General features: G+C 70.7%; 18 protein-coding genes and 1 pseudogene. 9 read left to right on the top strand and 10 right to left on the bottom strand.

The genetic code is table 11. The features are described 5' to 3' along the window. Window positions 1–85: 85 nt before the first annotated feature. Window positions 86–976, bottom strand: coding sequence for an NAD-dependent protein deacetylase (locus tag ACFWJO_RS06080; protein WP_386863614.1), 891 nt, complete (start codon window positions 974–976; stop codon window positions 86–88). A 245-nt stretch (window positions 977–1,221) separates the two neighbouring features. Continuing rightward, window positions 1,222–2,262, bottom strand: a complete 1,041-nt coding sequence (locus tag ACFWJO_RS06085; protein ID WP_384423347.1) for a vWA domain-containing protein — start codon at window positions 2,260–2,262, stop codon at window positions 1,222–1,224. 353 nt (window positions 2,263–2,615) lie between these two features. Here ACFWJO_RS06085 and ACFWJO_RS06090 point away from each other — a divergent pair, with 353 nt between their 5' ends. The 6 genes from ACFWJO_RS06090 (at window position 2,616) to ACFWJO_RS06115 (ending at window position 8,186) form a co-directional block, all read left to right on the top strand. Further along, window positions 2,616–4,337 carry a PP2C family protein-serine/threonine phosphatase gene (locus tag ACFWJO_RS06090; RefSeq protein WP_386863615.1) on the top strand — a complete coding sequence of 574 codons (1,722 nt, stop codon included), beginning with the start codon at window positions 2,616–2,618 and terminating at the stop codon, window positions 4,335–4,337. 323 nt (window positions 4,338–4,660) lie between these two features. After that, window positions 4,661–5,125, top strand: coding sequence for an RICIN domain-containing protein (locus tag ACFWJO_RS06095; protein WP_386863616.1), 465 nt, complete (start codon window positions 4,661–4,663; stop codon window positions 5,123–5,125). 117 nt (window positions 5,126–5,242) lie between these two features. Beyond that, window positions 5,243–5,860, top strand: coding sequence for a dihydrofolate reductase family protein (locus ACFWJO_RS06100; RefSeq protein ID WP_386863617.1), 618 nt, complete (start codon window positions 5,243–5,245; stop codon window positions 5,858–5,860). A 4-nt stretch (window positions 5,861–5,864) separates the two neighbouring features. Beyond that, window positions 5,865–6,707, top strand: coding sequence for an alpha/beta fold hydrolase (locus tag ACFWJO_RS06105; protein WP_386863618.1), 843 nt, complete (start codon window positions 5,865–5,867; stop codon window positions 6,705–6,707). A gap of 119 nt (window positions 6,708–6,826) precedes the next feature. After that, entirely contained in the window at window positions 6,827–7,288 is a 462-nt protein-coding gene (locus ACFWJO_RS06110; RefSeq protein ID WP_386863619.1) for a pyridoxamine 5'-phosphate oxidase family protein, read from the top strand. Window positions 7,289–7,460: 172 nt separating this feature from the next. Continuing rightward, window positions 7,461–8,186, top strand: coding sequence for a hypothetical protein (locus ACFWJO_RS06115; RefSeq protein WP_386863620.1), 726 nt, complete (start codon window positions 7,461–7,463; stop codon window positions 8,184–8,186). A 33-nt stretch (window positions 8,187–8,219) separates the two neighbouring features. Here ACFWJO_RS06115 and ACFWJO_RS06120 read toward each other — a convergent pair. Further along, window positions 8,220–8,443 (bottom strand): annotated as a pseudogene (locus ACFWJO_RS06120) (transposase); the annotation flags it as partial. A 728-nt stretch (window positions 8,444–9,171) separates the two neighbouring features. Here ACFWJO_RS06120 and ACFWJO_RS06125 point away from each other — a divergent pair. After that, entirely contained in the window at window positions 9,172–9,753 is a 582-nt protein-coding gene (locus ACFWJO_RS06125; RefSeq protein ID WP_386863621.1) for a hypothetical protein, read from the top strand. A 181-nt stretch (window positions 9,754–9,934) separates the two neighbouring features. Further along, on the top strand, window positions 9,935–10,897 hold the full coding sequence (locus ACFWJO_RS06130) for a hypothetical protein (RefSeq protein ID WP_386863622.1): 963 nt from the start codon (window positions 9,935–9,937) through the stop codon (window positions 10,895–10,897). A gap of 147 nt (window positions 10,898–11,044) precedes the next feature. Here ACFWJO_RS06130 and ACFWJO_RS06135 read toward each other — a convergent pair whose 3' ends face one another. From ACFWJO_RS06135 to ACFWJO_RS06150, 4 genes are all read right to left on the bottom strand, one after another. Next, window positions 11,045–11,458: a hypothetical protein gene (locus ACFWJO_RS06135; protein ID WP_386863623.1), complete on the bottom strand. Its 414-nt coding sequence runs from the start codon at window positions 11,456–11,458 to the stop codon at window positions 11,045–11,047. 287 nt (window positions 11,459–11,745) lie between these two features. Beyond that, window positions 11,746–12,390, bottom strand: a complete 645-nt coding sequence (locus tag ACFWJO_RS06140) for a dihydrofolate reductase family protein (protein ID WP_386863624.1) — start codon at window positions 12,388–12,390, stop codon at window positions 11,746–11,748. 182 nt (window positions 12,391–12,572) lie between these two features. Further along, a complete protein-coding gene (locus ACFWJO_RS06145) occupies window positions 12,573–14,060 on the bottom strand; it encodes a membrane-associated oxidoreductase (RefSeq protein WP_386863625.1) in 1,488 nt (495 codons plus the stop codon). Between the two features lie 246 nt (window positions 14,061–14,306). Beyond that, window positions 14,307–15,698 (bottom strand): MFS transporter, encoded by a 1,392-nt coding sequence (locus ACFWJO_RS06150; RefSeq protein ID WP_386863626.1) that lies wholly within the window; start codon window positions 15,696–15,698, stop codon window positions 14,307–14,309. A gap of 265 nt (window positions 15,699–15,963) precedes the next feature. Here ACFWJO_RS06150 and ACFWJO_RS06155 point away from each other — a divergent pair, with 265 nt between their 5' ends. Further along, window positions 15,964–16,572 (top strand): helix-turn-helix domain-containing protein, encoded by a 609-nt coding sequence (locus ACFWJO_RS06155; protein ID WP_386863627.1) that lies wholly within the window; start codon window positions 15,964–15,966, stop codon window positions 16,570–16,572. An 87-nt stretch (window positions 16,573–16,659) separates the two neighbouring features. Here the strand turns inward: ACFWJO_RS06155 and ACFWJO_RS06160 are convergent, their stop codons facing one another. The 3 genes from ACFWJO_RS06160 to ACFWJO_RS06170 all read right to left on the bottom strand — a co-directional run bounded on the left by ACFWJO_RS06160 (window position 16,660) and on the right by ACFWJO_RS06170 (window position 18,976). Further along, a complete protein-coding gene (locus ACFWJO_RS06160) occupies window positions 16,660–17,463 on the bottom strand; it encodes an MBL fold metallo-hydrolase (protein WP_386863628.1) in 804 nt (267 codons plus the stop codon). Window positions 17,464–17,588: 125 nt separating this feature from the next. Next, window positions 17,589–17,882, bottom strand: a complete 294-nt coding sequence (locus tag ACFWJO_RS06165; RefSeq protein WP_386863629.1) for a hypothetical protein — start codon at window positions 17,880–17,882, stop codon at window positions 17,589–17,591. Between the two features lie 356 nt (window positions 17,883–18,238). Next, window positions 18,239–18,976, bottom strand: coding sequence for a VOC family protein (locus ACFWJO_RS06170; protein WP_386863630.1), 738 nt, complete (start codon window positions 18,974–18,976; stop codon window positions 18,239–18,241). Between the last annotated feature and the right edge of the window lie 90 nt (window positions 18,977–19,066).

Raw genomic sequence — 19,066 nt, forward strand, 5'->3', positions numbered from 1 at the left:
CCGGCCCGGTGCTTCGGCGGCAAACCAATAACGCGGCCATCCTTCCGTGCGCCGAGGCGCCGTTCCGGCCGCCGGCCGCTCCTGCTCAGCCGCCGTCCAGGGAGACGGCCAGCTGGTCTGCGACGGTGGTGAGGGCCGGGCCGAGGGGCAACGCGATCCGGGTGAGGGCGTGGCGGTCACCCCGCGTCGGATCCTGGTTGACGATCACCACCGGCTTACCGGCCTCGGCCGCCTGACGGACGAACCGAAGGCCAGACATCACCGTCAGTGACGACCCGAGAACCAACAGGGAGGACGCCTCCTGGACCAGCCTGCGACAGTGCTCCACCCGCGGCGCCGGAACGTTCTCGCCGAAGAACACCACGTCCGGCTTCAGCACGCCGCCGCACACCGTGCAGGGCACGACGCGGAAGTCTCCCACCTGCTCGTCAGTGAGATCCGCGTCGCCGTCCGGGTTGATCCCGGCCGCCACCGGCGAGAAGCCGGGATTGGCCTCCTCCAGTCTCCGAGCCAGTTCCCGGCGGGAGCTCAGCGCCCGGCAGGAGAGGCAGACGACACGGCTGAGGCTGCCGTGCAGCTCCACCACGCCCTCACTGCCGGCCGCCTGATGCAGACCGTCGACGTTCTGCGTGATCACGCCCGACAGCAGGCCGTGCCGCGCGAACGCGGCCACGGCCCGGTGCCCCGCGTTGGGGCGGGCACGGCCGAACGTGCGCCAGCCGAGATGGCTGCGCGCCCAGTACCGGCGCCGGGCGTGCACGCCGGCGGTGAAGTCCTGGTAGGTCATCGGCGTGTGCCGGCTCAGGCTCCCGCCCTCGCCCCGGTAGTCGGGGATGCCCGACTCCGTCGAGATGCCGGCCCCGCTGAGTACCACGACACCACCGGCGCGCAGCGCGTCGGCGACAGGCTGCAGATCCGTGGTGCCCGGCGGGAGGTCTTCCTCCGGGGTCCAGCTCAACGTAGGGCGCATCCGCATGCCGCCAGGGTACGAGACGGTCCGGGAGGCCTCATCCTCCCGGACCGGCCGCGGCCCGAGAGCCGGCTGTGGCTCCCGAACCGGGCCGCCGATCCCGAGCTGTGGTCGGAGAGCCGGTTGTGGCTCCCGAACCGGGCCGCCGATCCCGAGCCGCGGCCCGAGAGCCGGCTGTGGCTCCCAATCCCGGCCGTCGATCCCGAGCCATGGCTCCCTGCCAGGTCAGCTCATGACGACCAGCCGCCAGGTCAGCTCATGACGAGCAGCCGCGTGTTCGGCACGAGCTTGCGGTTCACGCTGGTGCTCTGCACGAAGATCGTGTAGTCGTCGTTGTGGTCGGGCTTGATCCTGACCTCCTCGTCGGGCAGGCCGAGCAGCGCCCGGGCCTCGGGCCCCGTGTAGACCCGGTCGGTCTTCTTCTCCAGGACGGCGATCTGCTTGCGCGCCTGAATCTTCTCCGACTTGCTCAGCTGGTAGAAGGCACAGCCGGTGCGGTAGGTGTGCCCGGACTCGGTGACCCAGTTCCGGATCGCGGCATCTCGCGTGACCGGAATCAGCTGGTACTGCGAGGCGTCCACCGGAGTGAGGCCGGCGGCCTTGATGGTGTCCTTGTTGACCGCCTCCGCGCCGGTGGAGAACACCGTCCGAGAGCCCCGGATGCCCTTGGTGCGGCCGATCATGAACTTCTCGGTGGCCTCCTGGATGACCTGCCCGGCCTCCTCCAGGCCCCGCGTGCTCGTCGCGTCCCAGATGGCGATGTTGTCCTTCGGGAAGCCGCAGCTCATGGCCTCGCGCTTGCCCATCTGGTCCGGCACGAGGACGGCCAGCGTCCAGTTGTCCTGCTGCGTCTCGATCATCTCGGCGACAGCGGCCGTCAGAGCGCGCGGGTCCCTGGAAGGGGCACCCGGGCAGCGGTGGCTCGCGTTCTCCTGCCCGTCCGTCAGCACGAACGTCAGGAAGCTGTGGTCCCCGTACAGTTGGGCCGTCTGCGCAAGCTCGTGCTGGGACTTCAGCGCGGCCGCCAGCAGCGCCGTCATTCCGCCGACCCGGTAGAGCTGCTTCAGCGAGGGCATCCGCAGCACGTCCTTGTCGTAGATGACGCACTCCACCTTGTCGGCGAACACGTACACCGTGACCCGCGTCTCCTGGTCCAGCTCCCGCGAGCGGCGGGCGAGGTAGGCGATCTGCTGGTCGGCGACCTCGACGACCTTGTTCCTCAGGTGCGACATGGACGAACTGGCGTCCAGCACGAGAGCGACGTGGTTGATGTAGTTCTGGCTTACGGACAAGACAGGCCCCCTCTTTCCGACTTGATGCTCCTACCGTCTCATCCACCACTGACAATCGATCTTGCTCGCTGCGGGAGCGCGGCAGCGGCGACGGACGTCCTGCCACGCCCACCGCACCCACCGCGCCCACTGCGCCGCCCGCGCCGTCCGCGTCCGCCGGGCCTGTCGCGCCCGCGGTGCCGCAGACCCCTGGCGTCGGCCTCGACATCGGCCTCGCCATCGGGCTCGGCATCGGGCTCCCGTACCGGACGAATGATTCGCCTCCCGCTGGGCAGCGGCGCTAGAGCAACCGGTTGTACGAGGGCCAGGCGCCGGTCCCGGCGGCCTGCCAGTCGGCCTGGGAGGCGACGATCATGAACTTTCCGCTCCCCGACACTGTCGAAGAGCTGAAGGACCTGATCGGGCGGGAGGTGTCCGCCCTCCGCTCCTCCGTACGCCGGACCGCGGAGCGACCTCCGGACCCGGCGGCGGACGTGATCGCGCCCGTGCAGATGCTCGCACCCGCGTCGGCCGCCGCGGCCGGACAGGCGGCGGCCTCGTCGCGCTGTCTGTGCACCATCCATGACCAGGGCGCCCCCGGCATCTGCGCGGCGCTCGACGCCATCCCGGCCTCGGCGCTGCTGCTCGAACCCCTCGTCGAGGAGGGCACGGGGACCGTATGGGACTTCCGTATCGTCGCCGGCAACCGGATCCGGTCCGCAGACTGGCTGGAGGCACCGGACCGGCAGGTGGGACAGCGGTTCCTGGAGGCCAGGCCAGGGGCCGCCGGCAGCGGCCTGCTCGCCGCCCTCGCGGACGTCCTCGCCGGAGGCGCGCCGCTGGAGGGCCGGGTCGTCGACTACACGGAGCAGCGCCTTGGCCGGCTCCACCGTGCCCCGTTGCTCTACTCGGCCGCGCGCTGCGGAGAACAGGTCCTTGCGACCTGGCGGCCCGTACAGAGCCGTACGGAACTGCTGACCATCGACGCGCAGTACCTGGCCTCGCTCGGCTGGGGCAGCTGGGACCTGCTGTCGGGGAAGGTGACCTGGTCGGAGGGGCTCAGCCGGATCTTCCACACGGAGATCCAGATGCCGTGGACGCTGGAGCAGCTCTGCGACGCCCTGCTGCCGGACGACCTGACGGCCTTCGCCGAGTTCCTGACCTCCGTTCTCGCGGGCGAGGAACCCGCCTGGACCAGGATCAGGTTCGTCGTCCTGGGGGAGCTGCGCACGCTCGACCTGATGGGACGCCCGGTCGCCGGCACCGACGGCCGACCGTGGGCGGTCAACCTGGTCGCCCGTGACCTCACCCCGCAGATCCGAAGCCGCCGCCGGCTCGCCGAGACGGAGCGAGAGTCGGACCGGCTGCGCCGTCAGGCGCAGGTCGAGCGCCGGGTCGCCGACGCCCTGCGCGAGGCGCTGCTGCCCACGCACTCCGAGGCCCTGGCCGCCGTCGGCCTGACCGTGGCGGCGTCGTACCGGCCCGCCGAGCCGGACGCGGCCGTGGGCGGCGACTGGTACAAGTGCCGCCTGCTGCCGGACGGCAGGGTCCTGGTGGCGATCGGTGACGCCGCCGGGCACGGACTGGACGCCGTGGCGCGGATGGCGCAGCAGCGCCACGCCCTGGCCGGGCTGGCGCAGACAGGTGCGTCGGCCGGGGAGATCACGACCTGGCTGAACGAGCTGGTGTGCAGCGAACCCGCGGGCCAGACCGCCACGGTGATCGCCGGGCACATCGACGAGGACCGCGTCTGGCACTGGGCCGACGCCGGCCACCCCGCGCCACTGCTGCTTCGCCAGGGCCACGCCGAGCCCCTGCACGCCGACCAGCGCGGCCCGCTGCTCGGGGCCCTGCCGGGGTACGCGTACGAGACCCGCGACACCCCGCTCCGACGTGGCGACCTGCTCCTCCTCTACACCGACGGAATCGTGGAGCGCCGGGGCGAGGACGTCACCAAAGGCATCCAACGCCTCGCTGACGCCGTGACCCGCTCCGAAGGCAACGAGCCCGACAAGCTGATCGAGTCGATCCTGGCGGACCCGGATCAGGCCGGTCACGAGGACGACGCGTGCATGCTCGCGATCCGCGTGGGCTGAGCGGTCCAAGGGGAGTTCGGCCGATGGAAAGCCGTGCACACTCAATTCGCCGTTCGAGGCCTGGACCGATGTCGTGAGCACCTGCACAGCTTGAGCACCCGGACAGCTTGGGCACCGGGCGGCTGCTATCGGGCCGGCACACTGACGCGTCCTGGCCCGCACTTTCATGATCCCGCGGCCGGTCGGTGGTGTGGAAGATCGACGACCGAAGATCAGCGGGCGAAGATCGACGGCTTGACTACCGAACGTAATTGACTACTCTCTGTGTGTGATCATCCGCGTACGGTGCGGAAGACGCACAGCAAGCAACAGGGGTCATACGCATGAGCATTCGCTTCGCCGCCACCGCCGTGACGCTCGCCCTGGCGGGCGTGTTCGGCCCGGGGATGGCATCGCCGGCCGGGGCGGCCGACTACTTCGAGATCCGCACTGACCAGGACGGCCGCTGTCTGACCTCCAACGGCGACAACGTGGAGGTCCGCAGCTGCGCAGGGGTCGGGAGCCAGCTGTGGTTCTGGGAGGGCCGCAAGCTGCGGAACCTCGCCGAGCGCCACTGCCTGGACGTCCGCAACGGCGAACTCAACGCCCCTGCCCAGGTCGTAGGGGACTGCCACGGGCAGGCCAACCAGCGGTGGGACGTCGTGAATCGCCAACTCGTCACCCAGGTCAACAACCAGTGCCTGAGCATCCAGTATGCCGGTGACCCGAGCCAGGGCGCCGGCATCAACCTCCGCGACTGCACGGGTGCGGCCTGGCAGCGCTGGGACGTGCCCCTTCCGCCGGCCTAGCTCGATGAGGTGACAGATACGGCCGGCGCGGGCCGGAAGCCCGCGTCGGCCGCGTGCCGCCCAACCGAATCCCGCCGCGAGCGATGAGTTCGGGCGCAAGAACGGGTCTGCCTTGATATGACACGAATCATCGCTGACATCTCCGTCTCGCTCGACGGGTTCGTCACCGGTCCCGACCCCGGCCCGGACAACGGTCTGGGGACGGGAGGCGAGGCCCTGCACACGTGGGCGTTCTCCGACGATCCCGACGACCGCCGGGTACTGAGCGAGGCAACCGCCCGTAGCGGCGCCGTCGTCCTCGGCCGCCGTCTCTTCGACGTGGTCGACGGTCCCCAAGGCTGGGACGACACGTCCGGCTACGGCGCCGGCGAGGTCGGCAAGCCCGCGTTCGTCGTCGTGACGAGCTCGCCGCCGGAGGCGGTGCGCACCCTCGACCTCGACTGGACGTTCGTGACCACCGGCCTGCCCGACGCGGTCACCGCCGCGCGCGAGCGGGCCGAGGCCGCGTCCTCGGAGAGCGGCAAGGACCTCGACGTCGTCCTCATGGGCGGCGGTGCCACGATCCGCTCCGCCTTCGACGCGGGCCTGGTCGACGCACTGACACTGCACCTCGCGCCCGTCGTACTGGGCGCCGGGACACCACTGTTCACCGGCGGACCGCCGCGCACACTCGTGCAACGGAGGGTGATCCCGACGTCGACCGCGACGCACCTGACCTACGACGTACTCCGGTGATCCGATGACCACTGTCAAGGCGAACGAGATCTCCCTGGGCATCGAGTCGTTCGGGGACGACGACGCGCCACTAGTCCTGCTCGCGGGCGGGACGACGATGCTGTCCTGGCCCGACGCGCTGTGCGAGCGCCTCGCCGCCGGCGGACGCCGTGTGGTGCGCTACGACCTGCGCGACAGCGGGGAGTCGACGACGAACGACCCGGAGGCGCCCGCCTACACCCTGCGCGACCTCGCCGCCGACGCGGCGGCCCTTGTCGACGCGCTCGGCGGAGGGTCCGCACACCTCGCGGGCATCGGTGTCGGCGGGATGGTCGCCCAGGTGGCCGCGCTCGACCATCCGGGCGCGTTCTCCGCGCTCACCCTGGTCGGCACCCGCCCGGTCGCCCCTGGCCCGCCCGACGACGACCTCCCCGACCATGACCGGGCGACGATGAGCCGGCTGTTCGCGCGCCCGATGCCCGACTGGACGGACCGCGAGGCGGTCGCGGAGTTCGTCGCCGCCGGCGCGGAGATCCGCGGCGACGACCCCGTCGCCGCACGCTCGACGGCCGCGCGCATCTGGGACCGCACGCCCGGCACCGCACCACCGGTCCAGTTGGCGAATCAGCTCGGCCTGGTCTTCTCGCGGCTCGACTGCGCACCCCGTTGGCGCGAGCGCCTGCCCGAGATCGAGCTCCCCACGCTCGTCGTCCACGGCCGCCGGGACCGGTTCTTCCCCGTCGGCAACGGCGAGGCACTCGCACGCGAGATCCCCGGGGCCCGGCTGCTCGTCCTCGAAGAGGCCGCCACCGCGATCCCGGAGGCGTCGGTGGACGAAGTCGCCGAGGCGATGCTCATGCTCGGATAGACGCCGGGGCCTCAGGCGGAGAACCCCTCCACGAGCAGCGCTCCTGGGCTGCGCTCAGCCTCCGGGCTTAGGACCCGCGCCCCATGCGTACGGTGAACCTGCTGGCTAAGGTCACGCCCATGCAAGCAACGGAGACCGTCGTCCGCGACACGGCGGCGCGCAGGCGGGACACCCTCGAACGGCTCACCTCGGAGCGCGACATATGGGTCTCGACGTCCCACCCCGACCACGGCCCGCATCAGGTGCCACTGTGGTTCCTGTGGGACGGGCAGGCAGCGTGGATGTGCACCGGCGCGAACTCCGCGACCGCGCGCAACGTACGCAAGGAACCGCGCGTACGGCTGGCACTGCCGGACACCGTCGACGTGGTGCTCCTGCAAGGAGAGGCGACGTGCCACTCCACGTGGGACGTGCCGAAGGCCGCCGCGGACGCCTTCGCGGGCAAGTACGGCTGGGATCCGCGTACGGAGGAGACTCCCCGTCTGTACCTGCGCGTGACACCGCAGACCGTCCGCGCCTGGCGCGGAGTACCGGAACTGCGCGGCCGGGTCGTGATGCGCGACGGCACGTGGCTGGGATAGCGCGGGCGTAGGCGAAAGCGGCGCCGCTGGCGCTACCCGTGGATTGCCGTGCGAGAACGGTCGCCTCCCCTCTGACCGCGAGTTCGTCGCAGCGGACGACTACGACGGGGTGCATCAACCGGTGGCTGCAACCGCCTAAGGGCCGGGCGCCACGAGGCGCTTTAATGCCCAGGTGGTGAACTGGACGGAGATGCATGACTGCTATGGGGATGTCGATCGAGTCCCCGCGCTTCTTGAACAGGTGGAGCGCGAGGACGACGCCGAAGCCTGGGAGGAACTGGGATACCGGCTGGTCCTCGAGCACGACCTCGTCTTCCCCGCCAGCTTTGCCTCCCTGCCGCGCCTGGTATGCCTTGCCTCCAGGAGTGCACGGGCGCGCGGTCTGGCGGGAACGATCCTGCGATGCGCGGCAGGACACCACGGCTGCGATGATCTGCTGGCGAACTGCGCCAACGAGATCTCCGAGTTCCGCGAATTGTTGGACCGACACCTGCAGTCGCGGCCGGTTGACTACCTCGCGACCTTCCTCGCTTCGCTCGCTGCCATGGAGGAGTACCACTGGAGTGCCGTCCTGGGGGACTTCACGGACGACTTCTACCAGCTGGCCTGCCCGCACTGCGCCGTGGAAGTGACGATCGCCATCGGAGGCCACGGGCGCTATTCAGCGATCCGGGACTGGAACCTGGGCGACGTGGACCGCCGTGACCTACGCCCGGCGCTCCCCGAGGCACTCTCTGGTACCGGCCGGTGGATGTACGAGACTGCCGTCCGCGACGGGCGCGGGGCACTCGCGGACGGAATCACCCACCTCTTCGGCAAGGCTGAATGCCCACAGTGTGCCAGTGTGTTCGACGTCGCGGACGAGTACACATCCGCCAACCGGCCCGTCCTGCGGTAGGCCAAGGTGGATCGGAAGCGGGCAGATCTGATCCTGTTCCCGGGTGCCGTCCTTCGACCACCTGCGGCGCCTGTCATCCACCTGCCGATCGCATGGGCAGGGGCCCGCCACGGGATACCAGTCCGTTGCCAGAGGAGAATGCCGTTGACCATGACCCGGTGAGTCTTCCGCCGCCCGCCTCTGCCTGCGCTCCTCCGCAGGTGCGGTTCTAGCCGGGCCCATTCCGCATCTGTCAGATCACCCCTCGCACAGAGGATCGGTTGCGCTCATGCTGCTGAACCCACTCGATGCCCCGGCCGCGGTGTCAGCCGCAGCTGAACCGCTCGAGGACCTGCTCGATGACTGCAACCATGTGGCGTCCCTCTATCTGTTCCCTGTCGTCCTGTGGTCGAGACGCCGACCGGTCATGACTGGATGACAGGTCTTGCCCAGGCCGTGTACGACGCGGGGGCGAGCGGACACCAGGTGAGTACGCCGGTCGACCCGTTCGAGGCGCCGCAGGCCTGGCGGGACGTTCTCCGCCGGCAGGTGACCGACGGGTTCATGCAGCCCGCCCACAGGTACGCGGACCCATCCTGCGTACGCCTGTCGAGATCCGGCAGGCCGGCGAACTCGCCGACGGCATCGCGGACCTTTTCGAAGCGCATCTGGGTCCCGTCCGAATCTCCGGCGACGTCAGCGGGCCCCACGCGGGCGCCGTATGGTGGCGCAACGTGCTGCTGGTCACCCGGGACTGGGCCACCATCCTCCATCTCGGAATCTGCGACTGACTGACGCGGCCGGTGACTGGCAGCGCCTTGGGGGCGCATGCTGCGGCGCACGCAACCAATTGCCCTTGGAATATGCCGACTTCCCTGCGGGACTGATTCGCACTGCCCCATGGTGGATGGGGGCGGCCCGAGCGGGCCGTCTCTCTACGTCATACGTCTACGTCACACGTCTACGTCTACGTTTACGTTTACCGCCGAAGAGGGAGGCCTGCGCGATGAGTTGGAAGCGTGAGGGATTCGAGTCGCACGAGGGCGAGGTCGGGGTGCTGCTCGCGGACGGCAGCGAGCCGGGGCCGGTCTACTTCGACATGGGCAGTGGTGGCTACTTCCACGAGTCGACGGACTGGTGGGTCTACACCGGCCACTCGCGCAGGCCCACGGCCACGTCGATGCGAGGCCGCTGCGCCTGCGGATGGCGCGGCACGCGCACCTTCCCGATCGACTGGCAGCAGGTCGACCGCGACGACCTCGGTGCCTACGACGTCTCCGGGCCGCAAGCGGACTGGGAGGCCCACCTGGACGAGGTCGCGGCGCGCACGGTGCCACTGCCCGAGGACGTCGCCGACCTGCTGAACCGGCTGCACGAACGCCTGGACGAACTCGTCGACGACCACCCGCTCACCGTGCTGAAGGCCGCGAACGAACTCGAATCGGCCGTTGCCCTCTTCGGCCCCCTGGCCACCAGGTTCCTCAGCGGCGGTGAGGAAGACGCGGTCGCCCAGGTCGCCGCGGCCCTCGGCATGACCGAGAAGGCCGCCGGCTTACGCCTGAGGCACTACCGCTACCTGACGCTCTGACCGCGTGCCCGGCCCCCGGACGCACCACCGAGATGAGTGGGTCGAAGTCCCGCGGCAAGACGCTGCCCAATCTCGTCCTATCCAGTCCCGTCCCGTTCTCACGGGTAACCTGACCGGCCATACGGCGTAGCCGCTGCCGCGCGGTCGCCCCGCTACGGTGCAGGCCGCGCACAGTGGAGTGGTGGATGTCGAGCTGATCGCCGATGAGCTGTACGGGCTCAAGCCGTCGGAGTTCACCGCGGCGCGGGACGCCTACGTCGCCGAGGCCCGCAGAGCGAAGGACTCCGCTGCGGCGAAGGCGATCGCCGGCCTGCGCCGGCCCCCGCTCTCGGCGTGGACCGCGAATCTCCTGGCCCGTCAGCGGGCCAAGGAAGCAGAGCAGTTCCTCGCGCTGGGGGAAACCCTGCGCGAGGCGCACCGCACCCTCGACGCCGAGCAGCTACGGGCGGCGAGCCGCCAGCGCCACCAGCTCGTCACCGCGCTCGCCCACACGGCCGCCGTTCTGGCCCGGGAGGCCGGGCAGCCGGTCAGCGACACGGTGCTGCGCGAGATCGAGCAGATTCTCCACGGCGTGCTCGCCCACCCGGACGTCGCCGAGCTGTGGGCGAAGGGACGACTGGCGAAGGTGCCCGAGGCCGCGGTCGGGTTCGCCGCAGTCGCCCCGCTGGAGGCGCCCGTCCGCCCGACACCGGCGAAGAAGCCCGCGCCCAAGAAGCGGCGTGAGCCGGAGGACGACTCCGCAGCGAAGGAGAAACCCGCGGCGAAGGAGATGCCGGGTCGCGAGGAGCAGAAGCAGGAGCAGGAGCAGGAGCAGGAGCAGCGGCAGCGGCTGCGTGAACTCGAGCGCGCCCGTGCGGCGGCAAAGGAGGCCGACACCGAGACCGCCCGGCGCGAGCGCGAGGTCGGCGAGGCACAGCAGGCGCAGGATGCCGCCGAGGCGAAGAAGGACGAGGCGGCCCAACAGGTTCACCGCCTGGAGCGCGAGCTGGAGCAGGCTCGTCGGACCGAGCTCAAGGCCGCAGAGGCCGTGGCAGCGGCGGCCAAGGCGGTCAAGAGCGCACAGGCCGCCCTCCACGAGGCGCGTCGGACCGCCGAGCGGACGGGCCGGGAAGTGCGACGCCTGGAGCAACGGGGCCGGCCATGAACTCACCGCCTGCAAGCACAGAGCCGACGAACACCAGGCGGCGCCATGACCGGCATAGGCCGGGGTCTGAACGCGGCCCTCTCCCGTAGCGGGCCGCGTGACGCCACCACGTAAGGGACAAGCGCCGTGCCGCCCCCAAGAATCGGCTCATCGGACGGCGTACCCGTTCCACAGCGGGCCGCCGGCCAGGTCCAACACCTCTGCCACGAGCTCGGCGAAGACCTCCGCGTCCCCGGCGATCGCCTGCGCGGCAGCTTCGGACAACGCGCGGTGCACCTCCGGATCGGCCGCAGCCAGCCGCCTCGACAACCATTTGCCTCCGCCGAGCCAGTGCCCGCCGACCAGGAGGACGAGCTCCGAGGCGCGCTGCAGCATGTGCGAGACCAAGTACAGCCGCTCTGCAGGGTCCGTGCAGCCGCGCAGGTCATCGAGCAAGTCGGTCAGGACATAGCGCTGGTAGTCACGCTCACGGTCCGAGAGCGGCGGCGGGCCCGCAGCCCAACGCTTTCGCGCCTCGTCCTGGAGCGCAGCGCCCAGCCCATCCGTGTCCACCAGGAGCACCGGGAAATCGGTCCCGCACCAGTTCGCGGGCGGTGAGCACGGGGTCATTCATGAGCGCAGCGTACGGCCGTTTTCCGCTCGCCGGCGGCCTGGTGACCTGGTGGCCTGGTGGCAGTCCTGTCGGCCGAGCGCCTGGGCGAGCAGGACAGATCGTCCTCATGGGCCGCCACCAGGCGCGCACCGACCTGGGCCGCGAGTCCGGTGCCACCGACGTCGTCTCCGCCCGTGGCGACGGCATGCAGGAGAGCGGTGCCGTCCGGCTCGATGCCGGACGGCGCCGCTGCGCGTCACTTCCGCCAGAACAGGTGGTGCGTCACGCCGCTCGGGCTCGGGACGACGTCGAGGTGGAAGCGGTCCAGCAGCTCGTCGGGGGAGTCCCACAGGCGCAGGCCGGACCCCAGCTTCACCGGGGAGACCGCCACGTGCATGGTGTCGACGAGGTCGGCGTCGAGGAACTGCCGGATCGTCGTGACCCCGCCGCCGAGCCGGACGTCCTTGCCCTGTGCCGCTTCCCGGGCCTGCTCGAGGACGGTGGCGGGATCGCCGTCGACGAAGTGGAACGTGGTGTCGGAGAGCGTGAACGAAGGACGCTTGTGGTGCGTAATGACGAACACCGGGGTGTGGAACGGCGGTTCGTCCCCCCACCAGCCGCGCCACTCCTCGTCCTTCCAGGGGCCGCGCTGCGGGCCGAACTTGTTGCGGCCCATGATCTCGGCGCCGATGTTCCGGGCGAAGTCCCGGGTCAGGTAGTCGTCGAGGCCACGGCTGCCGCCGGATTCGGTGCGCATGGGCCAGCTCGCCGTGGCGCCGGCCCAGGCGAACAGCCGCCCGGGGTCCACGTGACCGAAAGGATGTTCGAGACTCTGGTCCTCGCCGGCGCCGATTCCGTCACTCGAGACGTTGAAGTTCTGGACCCTCAGCAGCTGAGCCATCTGTGTTCCTCCTGTGTCGTAGGTCGTAGGTCGTAGGTCGTAGGTCGTAGGCATCAGTGGTAGGATCCTCCGTGCCACGAAAACTCATCGCTGCCGCCGTGACCGCTCGGAAACCGGGCTGTGAAGCGCGGCCCGGCCGGCCCTCCCGTCGCACCGTGCAGCTGCGTCGGCCCCTGTCTGGGTCAGGGCCCGCCTCCGGGTCCGGCTCCGCGGCTGATCGTGCGGGTCACCCCGGCGAAGACGGTGGTGGCCAGTACCCATCCGGCCACGACGAGGGCGTAGGAAAGGGTCTGGTACCAACCGCGCGGGGCGAAGGCCTGCTCCTGGCCGAAGGAGATCACCGGGAGCAGCAGGTCGAGGGTGAAGAACACGGGGTGGAACTCGGGTGCCTCGTCCGGCTTGAGCGGTGGCGGGTGGTGCAGGCCGTAGACGACCGACCCGACGGCGAGCAGGGACAGGAGCCAGAAGCCCGCGAGCAGGGGGCGGAAGCCGTAGCCGACGGTGGCTTCCTGGAGGTGTCCCCAGATCCGGCCGTGCCAGGGCAGGGTACGGCGGTGCCGGCGGAGTTTGGCGAGCTGGACGACGCGGGCGGCATGGTCGTCGCCGACCCTGAGGTAGGCCCCGGTGAGCTGCTCGTAGCCGTGCGGCAGATATCCCTCGCTCTCGTTGTGCAGCATGGGGAGGCGGCGCTCCGCGGGCTCGTGCGGAGTGAGGGTGGTGTACAGGAGACCGTTCAGCATCACCTCGTCCGGCAGCACCTCGGGTTCCAGGAACAGGACGTCGATCTGGGAGCGGCGCAGGTTCAGGGCGCCCTGGATGGGCGGTCCCTTGCGCAGCCAGAGCTCGCCGATGACGCAGCTGCCGGCACGCAGAGCAGTGGCACCGGGGTTCGACAGCTGTGCGTACGACAGGTCGAGCCGCCCCGGGACGCGGGCGCCCCGCAGTCCGATCCAGCCGTGTACGGCCATGTGCCGCATGTGGAGGTCGCTGCCCACGGTGAGCGTCTGGGCGTCCAGGGCCGCGCCGGAAGGGTGATGGAGCGTCGCGTTGTCGAGGGTGACGGCCCCGGCGACGGACGCGCCGCTGAGGCGTACCTCTCCGCGCGTCCGCAGGCCGGGCGCGTACAGGTTGTCGCCGATGGTCGCGTGGCCGAGCCGTAGCGCGGGCCACTTGGTGGTGTCCGGAGGGTCGATGTCGCACCCGTCCATGAACAGCGCCCCGTCGATCCGGGCCCCGCCGAGCCGTACCAGCCCGCCGAACCGGCAGCCGGACAGCTGCACCATGCCCTCCACCTGTACGGTGGCGGCGGCCAGGCCGGGCAGGACGGAACCGCTCAGGTTCAGCTGGCGCAGCCTGGCGGCGTAGAGCAGCGGCGTGTCCTCGAAGTAGCAGTCGTTCAGGTGCAGGGCATGCTCGATCGTGCCGTACGCCAGGTCGAGGGTCCCGGTGATCCGTGCCCCGGCGATTCTGAGGGCGGGTATCTCCCTCTCCTGGAGGGGACCGCCCAGGAGCAGCGCCCGCAGTACCTCGGCCCGCACGGTCCGCTCCGGGCCCCAGCCCGCTCCGCCTGCCGCGTCCTCGTCGTCGGCGGTGCGCAGGTCGACGGAGGCGCCTTTGGGGAAGGCGTGCCACACCCTCAGTTCGGCGGGAGAAAGATCATTCGTGTCCACCTGGCGTGACTCTGCTGCCCCTGCTGCCTGGCTGTCAACTTCGGTTCAGGACGGAATGCGAGGTCAGGCAGGGGCAGTTGAAGTTGCTGGCTGTGGCTGTGGCTGTGGCTGTGGCTGTGGCTGTGGCTGTGGCTGTGGGCATGGGCGGGGCCGTGGGCGTGGCTGCGGAGGCGGAGACGTAGGCGGCTGCGGAGGCGGTCCCGTCCCCGGTTCCTCTCGCGTGCCGGGCAGCGAGAGCCGCGCGACCTACCGCGCTCGTGCGGAGACCAGGCCGTCCGGGGTGGCGGGCTTTGCGCGTGATGTGCGGGCGACGAGGAACAGCAGGACGCCGCACCCGGCGACCAGGATCCAGCCAGGGCGGGAGGCGATCGCGAGCCCTGCCGGGTCCGCGCCCGTGATCAGGCCGCCGGCGAGGGCGATGCCGAGGGCCGCGCCGAGTTGCCGCGCCGTGGAGGTGACGGCTCCGGCGACGCCGGCCCGGGCGGGCGGCAGTCCGTTGACGGCGGTGTTGGTGATCGGGGCGTTGGCGAAGCCGAACCCGATGCCGATCAGCAGGTACGCGGCCAGAAGCAGCAGCACGCTGGTGTGCGGGGTGAGCCGGACCAGGCAGAGTCCGCCCGTTGTGATGAAACCGCCGGCGAGGAGCAACGGAAGCCGTGGCCCCCTGCGGCCGGTCATGCGACCGGACCAAGGGGCGCAGACGGTTGCTCCTACGGCCAGGGGCAGGGTGGCCACGCCGGCGGCCAGCGGTGTCCAGTGCCGGGTGTGCTGAAGGTAGAGGGTGTTCAGCAGCAGCGTCATGTTCAGGGCGACGAAGACGGCCACCGCGCCGACGACCGCGCCACCGAAGACCGGGCGACGGAAGAGCGCCAGATCCATCAGCGGCTCGGACCGGCGGGACTCGACCCACACGAAGCCGGCCGTCGCCGCGGCGGCTCCCGCGTATCCGGCAAGGGCCGCGGGTGACATCCAGCCGATCCGCGGCCCTTCGATCAGGACGCCGACGACGAGGGCGAGCAGCAGGGTCAGCAGGACCTGACCGGGCAGGTCAAGCCGGCGGGCGCGCGCCGCCCGGGACTCGGGCACGAACACCGCGCTGAGGAGCAGAGCGGCCGCGATGACGGGTGCGTTGATCCAGAACAGCGCCCGCCAGTCGAGACCGGCGAGCAGCGCGCCGCCCGTAACGGGTCCGGCGGCCATGCTCAGTCCGAACACCGACGCCCAGATGCCGATCGCCTGCGCCCGTTCCTTCGCGTCCGGCATCGCGTTCACCACGATCGCGAGCGCCACGGGGCTGAGCATCGACGCGCCGACGCCCTGCACGGCACGGGCCGCGATGAGCACGCCGGCCGACGGGGCGAGTGCGCAGACCAGCGAGGCCGCGCCGAACACGGCCAGCCCGCACTGGAACACGCGGCGGCGTCCGAAGCGATCCGCCAGTGCGCCGGAGGAGATCAGGCAACTGGCCAGGACGAGGGTGTAGCCGTCCACGATCCATTCCAGACCGCGCGTGTCGACGTCGAGGCCGCGCCCGATGGCCGGCAGACCCACGTTGACGATGGTGGTGTCCAGGCCCACCAGGAACATGCTCAGGCAGCAGACGGCCAGCACCGTCCAGCGTCTGCGCGCACTCAGCACGGGGGAAGCGGCGGACGCAGTGGAGGCAGTGGCGGCAGTGGCGGCAGTGGAGGCAGTGGAGGCAATGTACGCAGGAGGAGTTGGCAGAGTTGGGGGAGTTGCGGGAGTCGGAGGAGTCGCGGGATTCGGAGGAGTCGGGGGAGTGGGCTGGGGAGTCGTCGCGGTCACGGCCTACCTCTCATGCACGGGGAACGATGCCCGGCAAGGCTCGGCCCAGGCAGGGCCCCAAGCCCACGAATTTTGCGAAGACTGCAAAACTGGAGCCATGAGCACAGGAATCAGCGACGCGGAGCTGGAGCAGATCCTCGACGGCATCGGTCCCAGGCTGCGCAAGCTCCGCCGGGAGCGGGGACTCACGCTCGAGGCGCTCGCGGACGCGACGGGAATCTCCGTCAGCACGCTGTCCAGGGTGGAATCGGGCCGACGGCGCCCGACGCTGGACCTGCTCATCCCGCTGGCACGGGCGCACAACGTCGCCCTCGACCAGCTGGTGGCGGCGCCGGCGAGCGGCGACCCCCGGGTCCACCTGCGGCCCCTGCGCAAGCAGCGGGGGAGCGTCCTCGTGCCCCTGACGCAGTATCCGGGCCGGGTGCAGGTCTTCAAGCAGGTGCTGGCACCCCGCCCGCCGGAACTGGTCACGCACGAGGGCTACGAATGGCTCTACGTCCTCGCCGGCCGGCTGCGGCTCATCCTGGGGGCGCAGGACATCACCCTGCGGCCGGGCGAAGTGGCCGAGTTCGACACGACGGAGCCCCACTGGTTCGGCCCCGCGGACGCGAACGCCGTGGAGATCCTGCATCTGTTCGGCCCCCGAGGCGACCAGGCCGTCGTCCGGGCCAGACCCTCCACGACCGAGCCGTCGACACCGTCATGACCCACAACAGCCAGGCGTGTGCTGCCTGTCGCGCGGGAGGTGCGGGCGACCGACGTCCCACCGGCCGTTCGGCGTCGAGAGGGTGGGTCAGCGGGCGATGAACGGCTCGGACAGATGTGGGGTCGCGAGACGGAGGGTGCCGACGTCCCGGTTGTGGAGCAGCCGTTCCCTCGACTTCCTCGCCTGCTCAGGGTCCATCTCGTGTGCGTAGGCGAGTTCGGGATGGAGCAGCTGGATCGCGTGGACGAGCAGGTCACCGGTGACGGCGACCAGTTCGCGCCCGGATGCGACGAGCACGCTCTGGTGCCCGGGCGTGTGACCGGGTGTGGCGATGGCGCGCACGGCGCCGCGAAGCGGGGTGTCGCCGTCGAGCGGCCGTAGCTGACCGGCCTTCCGGAGCGGATCGATCAGCGTGGCGCGCAGCTGCGGGTTGATTTCGTCGATCGCGTCGAGTTCGGCCTGCTGCAACAGGTAAGCGGCGTTCGGGAAGAACGGTCGAGCCCGCTCGCCGCCAACGACGGCCCAGCCCACGTGATCGGTGTGGAGGTGCGTGATCACGACGCTGTCCACGTCCGACGGTTCGATACCCGCGGCGGCCAGCGAAGCCGGGAGCACCCCGGGCACGGGCGCCCACGAGGCCGCCGGGCCGTCGACCGGACCGATTCCCGCGTCGACCACCGTCACACCCTGGTCGCTGCGGATCGCGAACGCGCGGAACCGGAGCCACCAGCGCCCGTCTGCGTCAAGCGCCCCGGGATCGAGCCGGTCGGCCGCCGCCCACTGCTCGGCGGTGGCATCGGGAAACGCCTCCGCCCTGGGAGAGAAGAAGGGACCCTCGCCGTCGGCGAGCGCGATGACGGTGTACGGACCGACCTGAAGGGAGGGGGGCATCCCACAGATACTGCCATCAGCGGGAGACTCACGACCAGACGGATTTCGGGCCCCCTCCAGCGGCTCGACGCGTGCACCCGGGGTGCGCCAGCAGGCACCGGTCGCCGTCGACGTCCGGAACGGTCCTAGCGGATGACGACGTTGTGCGCCGGGATGATCGTGGGCTGGACATCGGCGTGGCCCAGGTCGGCCAGGACCGGGCCGAAGGCTTTCGCGTGGGTCTCAAGGGCTTCCACGCTCTCCCAGACCTCCGTCACGCGGAACGCCCCGTCGGCCGGCCCGGCCGCGTGCGAGATGAGACCGGCGACGGGCACGTCCGCGAACCGGGTGAAGCCTCGACCGCCGGTCATGCGGTCGATGACCGTGTCGTAGAGCTCCTGCCCGGCGCCCGGGAAGTCGAAGGTGACGATGATGGCCATCCGTATGCCCCTTTCTCGGTGCCGCGTGGGTGCGACAACGGCCGCGATCCTAGCCGTACGTAGTCGGGGGAGTTCGCAGAGCGACGAACCCGCTCGGTGTGCGCGGGGCCTGAGGGCGGCAGTAACTGGGCCATGAGAAGAGCCCGGTGTTGTCGGCCTGCCGCCGGATGGGGCGCGACCTTGCCGGCATGCCGCCGGGCTGCTGATGGGACATCAGCCCGACGACGTAGGCCGCGGTGGTTCGTTGACGTTCGCCGCCGCGCTTCCGCATGTCCGGTGTGACACGGCGGCGCGGTGGCACGGCGGCACGGCGTCGCGGCACGGCGGCGTGGCCGCACGGCGGCGCCCCGGTGCGGTCAGCGAGGGGAGAGGAGGCAGAACTCGTTGTCCTCAGGGTCCGCCAGAACCGTCCAGGAGATCGCGGACTGGTCGATGCCGGGATCGGTGGCGCCCAGAGCGCGCAGCCGGGCTTCCTCCGCCGCCGGGTCGTCCCCGGGGTAGGGGCTGATGTCGAGGTGGACGCGGTTCCACACGGTCTTGGCGTCGGGCGTACGGACGAACTCCAGGTAAGGGCCGACGCCCATGGCGGAGCGCATGGTCGCCTGGTCGTCGGTGACCTCGTGCACGGTCCAGTCCATCGCCTCGCCCCAGAACCGGGCCATCGCTCGTGGATCGGTGCAGTCGACTACCACGGCGGCGATCGGCCCGGTGTCCCCGTAGATCGGGCGGGGCTCCAGGACGCAGAACTCGTTGCCTTCCGGGTCGGCCATGACCGTCCAGGGCACGTCGCCTTGACCCACGTCGGCGAGTGTGGCGCCCAGGCCCTTCAGACGCGCGACCAACTGCGCCTGATGGGCACTCGAGGTGGTGGCCAGATCGATGTGCACCCGGTTCTTCACCGTCTTGGGCTCCGGGCGGGCGATGATGTCGATGCAGACCGCCGAGGGGTCGGGGTAGGTGAAGCCGATGGGTTCGAGGTTGGTCACGCCTGGTGCCTCGCTGTCGGTCCCCCAGCCGAGTGCCTCCGCCCAGAACCGGCCGAGCGCGGAGTCGTCCTGGGCCTTCATGTTGATCTGCACGAGTCTTGTCGCCATGCGTTGATCCTAGGAGCTGCCCAAGGCCGGGGCCCGGTGCGTTCGGGCAGCTGCTCGGCGCTGTGCTCAGGTGAGGGCGGTGAGCGCTGT

The organism is Streptomyces sp. NPDC127092 (assembly GCF_042722475.1).
Lineage (GTDB): Bacteria > Actinomycetota > Actinomycetes > Streptomycetales > Streptomycetaceae > Streptomyces.

What these genes read in the sequence shown, in the direction of transcription:
- ACFWJO_RS06100 (WP_386863617.1), top strand. Translation starts at nt 5,243, where the DNA reads ATGACACGAATCATCGCTGACATCTCCGTCTCGCTCGACGGGTTCGTC.
- ACFWJO_RS06125 (WP_386863621.1), top strand. Translation starts at nt 9,172, where the DNA reads ATGAGTTGGAAGCGTGAGGGATTCGAGTCGCACGAGGGCGAGGTCGGG.
- ACFWJO_RS06095 (WP_386863616.1), top strand. Translation starts at nt 4,661, where the DNA reads ATGAGCATTCGCTTCGCCGCCACCGCCGTGACGCTCGCCCTGGCGGGC.
- ACFWJO_RS06090 (WP_386863615.1), top strand. Translation starts at nt 2,616, where the DNA reads ATGAACTTTCCGCTCCCCGACACTGTCGAAGAGCTGAAGGACCTGATC.
- ACFWJO_RS06105 (WP_386863618.1), top strand. Translation starts at nt 5,865, where the DNA reads ATGACCACTGTCAAGGCGAACGAGATCTCCCTGGGCATCGAGTCGTTC.
- ACFWJO_RS06170 (WP_386863630.1), bottom strand. Translation starts at nt 18,976, where the DNA reads ATGGCGACAAGACTCGTGCAGATCAACATGAAGGCCCAGGACGACTCC.
- ACFWJO_RS06160 (WP_386863628.1), bottom strand. Translation starts at nt 17,463, where the DNA reads ATGCCCCCCTCCCTTCAGGTCGGTCCGTACACCGTCATCGCGCTCGCC.
- ACFWJO_RS06110 (WP_386863619.1), top strand. Translation starts at nt 6,827, where the DNA reads ATGCAAGCAACGGAGACCGTCGTCCGCGACACGGCGGCGCGCAGGCGG.
- ACFWJO_RS06140 (WP_386863624.1), bottom strand. Translation starts at nt 12,390, where the DNA reads ATGGCTCAGCTGCTGAGGGTCCAGAACTTCAACGTCTCGAGTGACGGA.
- ACFWJO_RS06155 (WP_386863627.1), top strand. Translation starts at nt 15,964, where the DNA reads ATGAGCACAGGAATCAGCGACGCGGAGCTGGAGCAGATCCTCGACGGC.
- ACFWJO_RS06165 (WP_386863629.1), bottom strand. Translation starts at nt 17,882, where the DNA reads ATGGCCATCATCGTCACCTTCGACTTCCCGGGCGCCGGGCAGGAGCTC.
- ACFWJO_RS06080 (WP_386863614.1), bottom strand. Translation starts at nt 976, where the DNA reads ATGCGGATGCGCCCTACGTTGAGCTGGACCCCGGAGGAAGACCTCCCG.